General features: G+C 67.2%; 12 protein-coding genes. All 12 read right to left on the bottom strand.

The window, feature by feature from the left end; all coding sequences use genetic code 11:
• Nucleotide 1: 1 nt before the first annotated feature.
• On the bottom strand, nt 2-1072 hold the full coding sequence (locus Q7J58_RS14800) for an ABC transporter permease (protein WP_304829574.1): 1071 nt from the start codon (nt 1070-1072) through the stop codon (nt 2-4).
• Between the two features lie 152 nt (nt 1073-1224).
• Entirely contained in the window at nt 1225-2331 is a 1107-nt protein-coding gene (locus tag Q7J58_RS14795; RefSeq protein ID WP_304829571.1) for a BMP family ABC transporter substrate-binding protein, read from the bottom strand.
• 69 nt (nt 2332-2400) lie between these two features.
• Complete coding sequence (gene hpxZ / locus Q7J58_RS14790; protein WP_304829568.1) at nt 2401-2796, bottom strand: oxalurate catabolism protein HpxZ; 396 nt, start codon at nt 2794-2796, stop codon at nt 2401-2403.
• Nucleotides 2793-4202 (bottom strand): AtzE family amidohydrolase, encoded by a 1410-nt coding sequence (locus Q7J58_RS14785; protein WP_304829565.1) that lies wholly within the window; start codon nt 4200-4202, stop codon nt 2793-2795. Before Q7J58_RS14785 ends, hpxZ begins: the two co-directional genes overlap by 4 nt.
• Before the next feature lie 8 nt (nt 4203-4210).
• Nucleotides 4211-4414: an AtzG-like protein gene (locus Q7J58_RS14780; RefSeq protein WP_304781305.1), complete on the bottom strand. Its 204-nt coding sequence runs from the start codon at nt 4412-4414 to the stop codon at nt 4211-4213.
• Nucleotides 4411-5232: an ABC transporter ATP-binding protein gene (locus tag Q7J58_RS14775; RefSeq protein WP_304829562.1), complete on the bottom strand. Its 822-nt coding sequence runs from the start codon at nt 5230-5232 to the stop codon at nt 4411-4413. Before Q7J58_RS14775 ends, Q7J58_RS14780 begins: the two co-directional genes overlap by 4 nt.
• A gap of 109 nt (nt 5233-5341) precedes the next feature.
• A complete protein-coding gene (locus tag Q7J58_RS14770; protein ID WP_304829559.1) occupies nt 5342-6178 on the bottom strand; it encodes an ABC transporter permease in 837 nt (278 codons plus the stop codon).
• A 5-nt stretch (nt 6179-6183) separates the two neighbouring features.
• The gene (locus Q7J58_RS14765) at nt 6184-7209 is read right to left on the bottom strand and encodes an ABC transporter substrate-binding protein (RefSeq protein ID WP_304829556.1); all 1026 of its coding nucleotides are present in this window, start codon (nt 7207-7209) and stop codon (nt 6184-6186) included.
• 63 nt (nt 7210-7272) lie between these two features.
• Nucleotides 7273-9009: an allophanate hydrolase gene (gene atzF / locus Q7J58_RS14760; protein ID WP_304829553.1), complete on the bottom strand. Its 1737-nt coding sequence runs from the start codon at nt 9007-9009 to the stop codon at nt 7273-7275.
• Nucleotides 9010-9525: 516 nt separating this feature from the next.
• On the bottom strand, nt 9526-9984 hold the full coding sequence (locus Q7J58_RS14755; RefSeq protein ID WP_304829550.1) for a hemerythrin domain-containing protein: 459 nt from the start codon (nt 9982-9984) through the stop codon (nt 9526-9528).
• A 17-nt stretch (nt 9985-10001) separates the two neighbouring features.
• Nucleotides 10002-11102 carry a CaiB/BaiF CoA-transferase family protein gene (locus Q7J58_RS14750; RefSeq protein WP_304829547.1) on the bottom strand — a complete coding sequence of 367 codons (1101 nt, stop codon included), beginning with the start codon at nt 11100-11102 and terminating at the stop codon, nt 10002-10004.
• Nucleotides 11103-11143: 41 nt separating this feature from the next.
• Nucleotides 11144-11419 carry an FAD-binding protein gene (locus Q7J58_RS14745; protein ID WP_336623499.1) on the bottom strand — a complete coding sequence of 92 codons (276 nt, stop codon included), beginning with the start codon at nt 11417-11419 and terminating at the stop codon, nt 11144-11146.
• Nucleotides 11420-11822: the final 403 nt, after the last annotated feature.

Genomic DNA, 11822 nt, shown 5'->3' with positions numbered 1-11822 from the left:
GTCATGCCTTCTCTCCCTGTGGCGCCGGCCCATCCGAGGGGACGCGGGCGAGCTTGGCGAACCAGGCTTTCCAGTCGGTGTCGCGCAGCGCTTCGCTGGCCAGGATCAGCACGAAGGCGATGCCCTGCAGCAGCAGCACCGAGGCGTCGGGCAGGCCGAGGCGGCGCTGCAGCAGGCTGCCGGCGGCGCCGAAACCGCCGAACAGGATGGCCACCGGGATCACCGCCACCGGGTTGTGCCGCGCCATGAACGAGACCAGGATGCCGGCGTAGCCATAACCCGCGATCAGCGCGGCGTTGGCGCTGGTGTGCACGGCGGCCACCTCGATGGCCCCGGCCAGCCCGCCGGCCGCACCGCCGAGCGCGCAGGCCAGCACCACCAGCTGCGTGGCGGGCAGGCCCACCAGCTGGGCCGCGCGCGGGTTGCCGCCGACCACGCGCACGGCAAAACCCGAGGGCGTGAGGCGCAGCCACAGGCCCGCGACCAGGCACACCACGACGCCGATCACCAGGCCCCAGTGCACGTCGGAGCCGGCGATGGTGCTGATGAGCAGGCCCTCGTCGAGCGCGGGGGTGGACGGTTTGTTGAGGCTGGCGGGGTCGCGCAGCGGCCCTTCCACCAGGTGCTTGAACAGACCGATGGCCACGTAGGCCAGCAGCAGGCTGCTGATGGTTTCGTTGATGCCGCGGTACTGGCGCAGCCAGCCCGCCAGCGCCACCCACAGCGCGCCGGCGAGCGCACCGGCCACACACACCATCACCGTGCCGGCGAGGTTGGTGGGCAGCGGCAGGGCCTGGGCCAGCGCGGCGCAGGCGAGGCCACCGAGCACCAGCGCGCCCTCGCCACCGATCACCACCAGGCCGGCGCGCGCGGGGATCGCCACGCACAGCGCCGTCAGCATCAGCGGCGCGGCGCGCTGCAGCGTGTTCTGCCACGAGTACCCGTCGCCGAAGGCGCCCTTGAACAGCAGCACCCAGACCTCGACCGGGTTCACCCCCGCGAACGAGACGATGAGGCCGAACAGCAGCAGGGCCACCACGATGGCGCCGACGGGAAGGAGGATGTTGCGCATGGGATGTACCTCAGCAAAGGCCGTGCCTGTTCAAGCGATCTCCGGTGGCGAGGTGTCTCGCCCCAGAGATGCCGTGGAACCGGCTTCGCCGGGCCACGGGCATCGCCCCCTTGAATGGGTGACGCGCTGCCAGCGCAGCGCGGGGGTGTTCTCTAGACACTGCCGTTCACGCCTTCGACCAGGTAGTTCATCTTTTCGAGTTCCAGGTCGGTCTGCTTGAAGGCCTTGCCGGCGGGGATGATGGTGGCGCCCTTGTTGTCCTTGAGCGGGCCTTTGAAGATGTCGAAGCCGCCGGCCACCATCTGCGCCTTCACGCTGTCGGCCTGCTTCTTCGCCGCGTCGGTGACCATGGGGCCGTAGGCCGACATCTTCACGAAGCCGTCCTTCAGGCCGCCGCGCACGAAGTTCGGGTGCGGTTTGCCGCTGCGCGCCGCCTCGATGAAGGCGGTGTAGGCGGTGAGCCAGTTCCATTCGGCGCCGGTGAGGTAGGCCTGGGGTGCGAGCTTGGCCTGGCTGGCGTGGTAGCCGCAGACCATCTTGCCGCGCTTGGCCGCGGTCTCCACGATCACCTTGGGGCCGTCGACGTGCATGGTGAACACGTCCACGCCCTGGTCGGCCATGCTGTTGGTGGCCTCGGCTTCCTTGACCGGCATCGACCAGTCGCCGGTGAAGATCACATTGCAGGTGATCTTCGGGTCGACCGAGCGCGCGCCCATGGTGAAGGCGTTGATGTTGCGCAGCACCTGCGGGATCGGCTTGGCGGCGATGAAGCCGATCTTCTTGCTCTTGCTCATGTGCCCGGCGATGACACCGTTGAGGTACTGGCACTCGTCGATGTAGCCGAAGAAGCTGGCGGTGTTCTTCGGGTGTTTGCCCTCGGTCCACATGCCGCCGCAGTGGGCGAAACGCGCGTCGGGGAACTTGGCCGCCACCGCCAGCATGTGCGGGTCGAAATAGCCGAAGGACGTGGGGAAGATCAGGCTCGCCCCGTCCTGCGCGATCATGCCGGTCATGGTGCGCTGCACGGCCGCGGTCTCGGGCACGTTCTCTTCTTCCACCACCTTCACGCCCGGCATCTTCTTGAGCTGTGCGGCGGCCTCGGCCTGGGCCTGGTTGTAGCCGTAGTCGTCGCGCGGGCCGACGTAGATCACGCCCACGGTGATGGGTTTCTGCGCGAAGGCCAGCGGGCTGGCAGCCGCTGCGCCCAGAGCAGCCAGGGTTTTGAGGGAATCGCGGCGGTTGGAAAGGAAGTGGCTCATGGGGAAAGCTCCTGCAGTGGATGGAAAGAAACAACGGGAAATCGGGGTCATTGAAAGACGCTCAAACGCTCAGGCACTCAACAGACTGACGTGGGCCGACACCACGCGCCAGCCCTCGGGCGTGCGCAGCCAGGTCTGGCTTTGCCGGCCGGTGCGTTCGCTGCCGGTGCGCAGGAACTCGGTGTTGGCCGTGGCGAAGTCCTGCCCGTAGGTGGTGATGACGGTGTGGGACAGCGTGCGCGCCAGCCCCACCGAGGGGCGTGCCGCCCGGAACGCGCGGATCGCCTCGTAGCCGTACAGGTTCTCGGTGGCACCGAAGCGCAGCGTGTGCGGGCTGTTCCAGAACAGCTCGTCGAGCACGGCCACGTCGTTGCTCACCAGCGCCGCTTCGTAGCGCTCGAAGGCGGCGGTGACCTCGGCCAACACCTCGGGCCGGTTGATGGCAAGGGCTTCGGTTGGGCTCACAGGGTCACCTCTTTCACATGTGCCACGCCGCTTTGCGCCAGCACCTGGGCGGCGCGAAACGCCAGGTCTTCGCGCCAGGGTGCGGCGATGAGCTGCACGCCTATCGGCAGGCCGCCCGTGCCCGTGGGCCACAGGGGTGCCGTCACCACGGGGCAGCCCGAGAACGAGATCGGTTGTGTCAGCAGGCCAATGGACGGACGGCACGGAAAGCGCTGGCCGTTGATGTCGAACCATTCGGTGCCGATTTCTGGCGCGGCCAGGGGCGTGGCCGGCGCGATCAGCACGTCCCAGTGGCGAAACAGGTCGTTCACCTTGTCGCGGTAGACACGGCGAAAGCGCTGCGCGCGGGCGTACCAGGTGGCCGGTTGCAGCGCGCCCGAGATCAGGCGGTCCACCGACAGGGGTTCGTAGTCGGCTGCGTGTTCGCGCAGCGCGGGCAGGTGCAGGCTGCCGCCTTCGCTGGCGGTGACGATGAAGGCCGCTGCGCGGGCCTGCGCCGCGTCGGGCCACGGCACGCCCGGGTGCACCACGGTGTGCGCGCCCAGGGCGTCGGCGGCCAGCGACACCGCCTGTTGCGCGGGGGCCGTGGCGTGCTCGGTGAAGTAGCCGCCCAGCACGCCGATGCGCAGGTCCTTGACGCCGAGGTTCAGCGCGTGCACCACCGGCGCCATGCCCTTGGCCAGGCAGCCGGGGTCGAGCGGGTCGGGGCCTTGCAGGGCGTCGTAGGCCAGTGCCAGGCCGGGCAGGTCGTCGGCCAAGGGGCCCAGGTGGTCGATGCTGTGCACGAACGGAAAACTGCCGCGCCGCGAGAGCCGCCCGAAGGTGGGCTTGAGGCCCCAGATGCCGCAGAACGACGACGGCACGCGGATCGATCCGTTGGTGTCCGAACCCAGCGTGAGCGGCACCTGACCGGCCGCCACCGCCGCACCCGATCCGCCCGACGAGCCGCCCGCCACGCAGCGCAGGTTGTGCGGGTTGCGGGTGGCACCGTAGTGGGTGTTTTCGGTGGTGAAACCGTAGGCGTATTCGTCCATGTTGAGGGAACCCACCAGCACCGCCCCGGCAGCCTGCAGGCGCTGCACCAGCACCGCGTCGGCGGTGGCGGGTGGGTGCGAGCGGTTCACCTTGGAGCCCGCCAGGGTCACCTCGCCCGCGATGTCGAACAGGTTCTTCACCGCGAACGGCACGCCGGCCAGCGGGCCCAGTGGCTCGCCCCGGGCGCGCTGGGCGTCCACCCGTTGCGCCTGGGCGCGTGCGGCATCGAAGCGGGTGCCGGTGAACGCGTTCACGCGCGCCTCGGTGGCCTCGATGCGGGCGATGCAGGCCTCGATCACATCGGTGGCGCGGCGTTCACCGCGGGCGACCGCGTGTGCCGTCTGGGCAAGGGAAAGCGGGGGCGATGTCATGGCGTGGGTCAGCGGGGTTGTTCAAAGGGAGCGGGCCGAAACAGCTCGGCGGGTTCGTCGTGCACGGCCAGCTCGAATGCGTCGAGCAGCGCGGCCATGGCGGCGGTGCGTTGCAAGTGCAGTGCCACGCGCGCGGCCTGGGCAGCGTCCAGCGGCAGGCGCACCGCCACGGCGGCGGCCTGCACGTAGGCGAGGGTTTCGTCGGGGGTCACCGGCGCACCTCGTGCTGAAAAATCTCCAGACTGCGCTTCTTGGCCGCAATGAAGCTCGGCTCGGACAGCGTGGCCGTGGTGCGCGGACGCGGATCGTCGTAGGGCAGGATCTCGGCCACCTGGGTGGGCCGCTTGGTGAGCAACAGCACCTGGTCGGCCAGGTACACCGCCTCTTCCAGATCGTGCGAGACCAGCACCATGGTGGTGCCGGTCTGCATGAACACCTCCTGCAGCTTTTCGCGGATGAACAGCGTCATCTCGAAGTCCAGCGCGGAGAACGGTTCGTCCAGGAACAGCACCTCGGGGTTGGGCGCCAGCGCCCGCATGATCGACGCGGTCTGCTGCTGCCCGCCCGAGAGTTCGTAGGGGTAGCGGTTCAGGTCGAACTTCACGTCGAACGAGGCCACCAGCTCGGTCATGCGCCGGTCCACCTCGGCCTTGCTCTTGCCTTCGAGCTTGAGCGGGTAGGCGATGTTGTCGATGGTGCGCATCCACGGGAACATGGCTTCGCGGTAGTTCTGGAACACGTAGCCGATCTTGGTGTCCTTGAGGCTCTTGCCGTCGAACAGGATCTCGCCGCTGTCGATGGGAATCAGGCCCGCGATCATGTTGATCAGCGTGCTTTTGCCGCAGCCGTTGGGGCCGAACACCGAAACTATTTTGTGCTTGGGGATGTCGAGGTCGAAGTTCTCGTACAGCGGCCAGCCCGCGAAGTATTTGGTGAGGCCGCGGATGGTGATGTGCGTGCCGGCCGGGCCGGGTTTGAAGGCCGGCACAGGCACCTCGGCGAAGACAGGGGCATTCAATACAACGGACATGGGAACTCCAGTCGGAGACAACGTTCGGGGGTGCCGCGGAACCGGCTTGGCCGGGCCGCAGGCGCCGCCCCCTTGAGGGGGTCGCGCAAAGCGCGGCGGGGGAGCTTCATTACCGTCCACTCCAGTGAACAATCTTTCTTTCGATCAAGAGGAACAGCACGTTCAGCGCATACCCCAGCGCACCGGCGGCGAGGATGGAGGCGTACATGTCTTTCACGTTCATCACCTGCTGCGAGTTGATGATGCGGTTGCCCAGGCCGCTGTCGGCGCCGATGAACATCTCGGCCACGATCACGATCACCAGCGCCATGGAAACCGCGGAGCGCAGGCCCACGAAGCTCGGTTGCAGGCTCTCCCAGATCAGCACGTCCTTGAACACCTGCCAGCGCGTGGCGCCCATCACCTTGGCCGCCATCACGCGCTGCTTGCGCGCATTGATCACGCCGTAGGCGCTGTTGAACACCACGATCAGCAGGGCGCCGAAGGCGGCGATGGCGACCTTGTTGATGTCGCTCACGCCGAAGATCATGAGGAACAGCGGGATCAGCGCCGACGAGGGTGTGGAGCGGAAGAAGTCGATCAGGAACTCCACGCTGCGGTACGCCTTCTCGTTGCTGCCCAGCAGCACGCCCAGCGGCATACCGACCACGGCGGCGATCAGAAAGGCCTGCACGGTGCGCCACACGGTGACCAGGAAGTCGCCCAGCAGCGGCCCGCCCGCCAGGCCGCCCAACAGCGCGCCCAGCGCGTCGACGGGGGGCGGCAGCAGGATGGCTTTGATGAAACCCAGCCGCACGGCCAGGTCCCAGATGATGAAGAGCACGACCGGACCCACGAAAGGCAGGGCCTTGCCCCAGTCGGCTTTGCGTGGCGCAGGCGGCGCTTCGCGGGATGCCGGCGGCACCCAGGGGGCGGCGGCTTCGTTGACAGCGGTCGGGGTGGCCATGGACTTCAACCCTTGTAAAGCATGGAGTCAACCAGCAAGCGCTTGCTGAAGATGCCCTTGTCGGCAAACAGATCAAAGAACTTCTGGAAGTGCGCCACGTCGGCCGGGGTGAATTCGTTGTACATCGTGTACGCCGCCAGGGGCACTTCGCTGGTGAGTGCGCCTTCAATGGCGGTGTAGCCCTTGAGGTACTGGCGCGCCTCGGTGGACTTGCTGCGCACGTAGGCCACGCCCTTGCCGTAAGCGGCGACGAACTTCTTGGCCGCGTCCGGGTGCTTCTTGATGAATTCCGACGAAAGCGATGCCGAGCCACCAAACCACGGCGCCATCGGGTCGCCCAGCACGTAGTGCGCGATCACACCGGCCTCCAGCACGCGGCTGGTGCCGTTCATGCGGCCGATGGTGCCGGTGGGCTCCAGCGTGTAGGCGCCGTCGATCTGGCCGGCGGCGAGCGCGGCCACGTGCTGGCCAATGGGCAGCTCGACCACGGTGGCGCCGGTGGCGCCGCCGCGCTCCAGCACCGTCTTGGCCAGGGTCACGTTCTGGATGCCGGGGCCGGAGGCGATGCGTTTGCCTTTGAGGTCGGCAATGGTCTTGGCCGGGCTGGCCACGGGCACGATGATCTCGTCGAGCACGTTCTTCACGTTGCTCGGGTTCGAGCAGAAGATCTTGAACGTGCCCGGCTGAGCGAGTTCGCCGATGGCGATGTTGGCCGAGCCGGTGCCGTTGGCGGTGCCGTCGGCGCGGCCCGAGAGCACCGCCTCCATCACCTGCTGTGCACCGGCGAACTTCAGGGGCTCCACATCGAGGCCGGCTTCCTTGAAGTAACCGAGTTCAATGGCGCTGTAGAACGGCAGACCGGCGGCGATGGGCCAGTAGCCGATGCGGATCTTGGGGGCGGTCTGCGCGCGCAGCACGGCGGGCGCGCCCAGCAGGCCCAGAGCGGCCCCGGCGGCCCCGAGCTGCAGCACGTTGCGCCGACGTGGGGAGGCCGGAAATGCGGCGGCGGAGGCGGGACGGAATGGATTCATGGGGAACTCCTGCAAGGTGGGTGAAAAAAGGTCGGGCAAGGCCAGGGGCGTGGTGCCAGCGGGTCAGGCAATGGCCTGTTGGGGCGGATTGAGCGATGCGATGTAGGCGCGCCAGCCCCCCAGGTGCGTGATGTCGGTGGCGCCATCGAGCGCCAGCGGCTCGCACAGGAAGCCCTGCACGTGGGTGCCGTCGGCCAGTTGCAGCGTGCCGATGGACAGGGGTGAGGGCACGAGCGCGACGAAGCTGCCGTAGTGCGCCAGCGGCATGTCCCACACCTCGATCTCGATCGCCTGGCCTTCGCCCGGATGCACCCGCAACAGGCCCGGCTTGGGCGGGGTGGTGTTGGGCAGGGCGTACAGGCGGTACTGCGCCGCCGTGTGGGTGCAGGCCACCCGCGTGGCGCCGCGCTCGGTGAGCTGGCTGTTGAGCGGCATGCCGGACAGATGGGCGCCGACCACCGCCACCCGCACACTGGGGGCCGGTGCGGCTTTCAGGCCCGCGATGGGCTGCATCGCTGGCAGGGGCAGGCCGGTGGCGCCCTGCGGCAGGCCGGTGGCGTGGTGGAAGCGCTGGCCCAGCTCGGCCAGTTGCCAGTCGCTGCCGCAGCGGCCGATCAGCGTGATGCCAAACGGCAGGCCGTCGGCACGCAGGCTGGCGGGCACCGACAGGGCCGCGTAGTCGAGCAGGTTGACGAAGTTGGTGTAGGCGCCCAGGTTGCGGTTGAGCGCCACCGGGTCGGCCTGCATGGCTTCGATGGTGTAGTGGGTGGGGGCCGTGGGCACCACCAGCAGATCGATGCCCTGCCACAGCTGGGCGGCCTGCTGCGCCAGCGCGGCCAGGCGGTTCTGCGCGGCAAACAGGTCGGCGGCGCTGGGCGCGCGCCCCGACGCGATGATGCTGCGCACGGGCTCGATCAGCGCCTCTTCATGCGCATCGACAAAGTCGCGCACGGCGGTGTAGCGTTCCGCGATCAGCGCACTGCCGTACAGCATGTCGGCACAGGCGGCCAGCGGCGCGTAGTCGATGGCAACCGCCTCGCCCCCCAGGGCCTGCAGCCGCTGCACGGCCTGCTGAAAGGCGGTGCTCGCCGCGGCGTCTCCCATGAAGCTGAGCGTGTCGGGCACCCCGAAACGGAAGCTGGTCGGAAACGGTGCATCGGCCAGGGTCAGGCGGCGGGCGTACGGGTCGGCCGGGTCGTGCGCCATGGCCACCGCCAGCACCTCGGCGGCGCGCGCCACGGTGGTGGCAAAGATCGACACGCAGTCCACCGACTGGGCGGCCGGCACCACACCGCGCGCGCTGATGAGGCCACGCGAGGGTTTCAGCCCCACGATGTTGTTCAGGCCAGCGGGCACCCGGCCCGAACCGGCGGTGTCGGTGCCCAGCGCAAAGTCGACCTGGCCGGTGGCCACCGCGTAGGCCGAGCCGGAGCTGGAGCCACCCGACACATACAGCGCGTTGATGGCGTTGGGCACCGCGCCGTAGGGGGAGCGCGTGCCGCTCAGCCCACAGGCAAACTGGTCCAGATTGGTTTTGCCCACCAGCGATGCACCAGCATCCAGCAGCCGCTGCACCGCTTTGGCGTGTGCCTCTGGCGTGTAGGCAAACGCCGGGCAGGCGGCCGTGGTGGGCCAGCCCGCCACGTCGATGTTGTCCTTGACGGCGAAGCGCAGGCCGGCCAGCGGCCCCTGGGCGGCACCCGCCAGGGGCTGCTCGGGCCGGTGGATCCACGCCTGGGGTGCCCAGCGGTCGGCGTTGGGCGGGGAAGCATCGGAACGGGGGTTTGTTTCTTGCACCATGTTAAAGCATTCCATCTTGGATACAAGAACGCATGCAAGATGAATGCCAGATGGGGCAAGACAGCCCAACGGTCAACGACCGGGACCCGGTCGCCGGTGTGGGATCAAGGCGCCCAGTGGTCGGTGTGGCTGCGCCATGCGGTGGGGTCGGCGCGGCGCCCAGGGTTGGTGGGGTGTGCGGCGAGGCCGGATGTCATGCACGCCGCAGGGGCGGCACTGGCGGCCTTTGCGCACCGGAAGGGAACAGCTCGGGTGCAACCCGGTCCGGCTGCAACGCGAAACGCTCCGCACACGCAACGGTGATCAGCGCGTCCAACGCCAGGGTCGGCTTCAGATCGCGTCCGTCCAGCCAGTGGGCGCAGGGTGCAACCACCGCAGGTTGCTAGAACCCATCGGCGACATCCCCCAAACGATGCTGAGGCAAACTATGACCGGCAGGTCGCCAACCAAGCTGCGGTAGCGGCCTGATTTAAGGCAACCAGCCTCCACGAAAACCGGGGCGGTTCACAACAGTGTTCAAGCGTGAAGCTTAAGACCTCTTTTAATCACCACGGGTTTGCCCCCCAGTCGCTTCTTGTTCGCCCAGTGTGCCAACGCAGAATCGAGATGTTGAGTGTGCTTTGGAAACCACTCAGCCAACGCACAGATCAGTTCCCTGGCGACGTTGAGTCGCCCGCTTTTTAGCGATTGCTGCACCTCCAACACTGATTGCAGCACTGCCGCGTGCTCGTCCATGTGACACTGCCTCGGTGGGAAATCAGTGTCGAGCATGAGCTGATTCTCAGCCTCGAAATGCGTACGGAGGTGTGTCACGAATCCGTCAAAACAATCGGGTATCGCGCGGTCATCCGCACCTTGAAGCCGCACCATCTGATCGACGAACTCAGTGTGGCTGGCGTCAATACCGCAGTGCCCAAGAAGAAAGTCGTCCGTCCACATCAAGGTGGGCGACACAGCAATGGAATCGGTGGGCATGATCTGTCCGGATTTATTCATCTAGGGGCCGCCCACTCTAGGCAAACCGCCGCGAGCTCGGTGGTCGCGGAGGGTACGCCATGCCTGACGCTGGAGGCGGTGCGCGAGAACCGGGGAGCGGGTGCGGGCTGGATCAGACCCTCAATCTCGACGAACGCACCGCGCGCAATATGGTGGGGGTGTGCGCTGACCTCGGACAGGGCAAGCACCGGGGTGACACACGCGTCGGTGTTCTCAAGCATCACCATCCACTCGTTTCGCGTGCGACGACGAAACGCCTGCTCCATGGATCGACGCAACTGGGGCCAGCGGCTGCGGTCACTCTGGGCATCCCGCAGAGCGATGTCGATCTCCAACTTCTCGCACAGGATGGCGAAAAACGGTGGTTCTATAGGTCCCACACTGACATAACGCTGGTCGGCAGTCTCGTACACGCCGTAGAAAGGCGCGCCGCCGTCGAGCAGGTTGGTGCCTCGCTGTTCGGTGTGCGTTCCCCGCAAGGCGCTGGCAAAAAAATGGGTCATCAACGACAGTGTCCCATCCGTGATCGCGGCATCAACGACCTGCCCTTTGCCCGACCGCTGGCGCTCCAGCAATGCCGCCAGAATGCCAACCACCAAGTACAGACTGCCACCACCATAGTCCCCTATCAGATTCAGCGGAGGCACCGGTGGGCCTTCGCGCGGGCCGATGGCGTGCAGGGCTCCCGTCAGCGCGATGTAGTTGATGTCGTGCCCCGCTTGTTGGGCCAGTGGGCCGGTCTGGCCCCATCCGGTCATGCGGGAGTAGATCAAGCCTGCGTGCAAGTCGTCAGGCCCCAGCCCGAGGCGCTCCATTACGCCCGGCCGGAAACCTTCCACCAGCACATCCGCACCGGCCAGCAGCGTCTTGACTTTATCCCGGTCGGCGGCATCCTTCAGGTCCGCCACTGCGGTCCGGCGTCCACGTCCAACAATGTTCGTGGGGTCACCCAGCCTCTTGCCAGGGCGATCGATGGTGACCACGTCAGCTCCCATGTCGGCGAGCAGCATGCATGCAAAGGGAGCGGGTCCCAGGCCGGCGAACTCCACTACCCGCAGGCCGTGCAGGGGGCCACCAGTCGATGTGTCAGAAGTCATGGTGTTTCAAATAGGAAGGGAACATGCGGTATCGCGCGCAATCAGGGAGCGCACAGCGAAGCCGCGAAACAGGCAGACCGATTGCCGAAGGTTACGTAGAGCCCCAGAGTGATGCCGGGCCCCGGGTAGGTCCCTTGCATGGGAGAGGCCATGTCGTTGCCCACTGCGAACAGACCGTCGATGACACGGTCGGCAGAGTCGAGCACGCGTCCATCGGCGCCGGTGGCCAGTCCAGTGCTGCTGCCAGCGTCCGCTGGCCAGATGGGAAATGCTAAGAAAAGCCCCTGTCCCAGCGCGGCCAGGCAGGGGTTTGGCATGTGGCAAAGCTTGCCGTCGTAGGGCACCGGCGCCACCGCCGGGCGTGGCCGCTCCTTCCCGCTGCAGGTAGTCCGGGTGCAGGCCGGCAGGAACGAAGCGCACCTGTGTGTGCCGATGCAGAAATTCCATGGCTGCCGCGCCAATTTCAAACAACGCTTCCCGCAGACCGCGCAGCTCCTGTGGGCCTACCACGGCATTGCGGTAGCGACGCGCCTCGTCCACAGTGTCGAGCATGCCGGTCAAGCGCGACGGGTGGTTGCCCGGAATCCAAAAGGTCCCGGCGGAAAAGACGGTGGTGCCACTCACCTGATCCGACGCCTCGCACAACAGCACCTTCAACCCCAGATGGGCTGCGCAAAGCACAGTGGTCATGCCGCCCGCGCCCACCACGATCAGATCGTA

This window comes from Hydrogenophaga sp., assembly GCF_030656115.1.
Classification (GTDB): Bacteria; Pseudomonadota; Gammaproteobacteria; order Burkholderiales; family Burkholderiaceae_C; genus Hydrogenophaga.
Note: the sequence above shows the minus strand (reverse complement) of the source record. Positions and strands in the feature narration are given on the sequence as shown.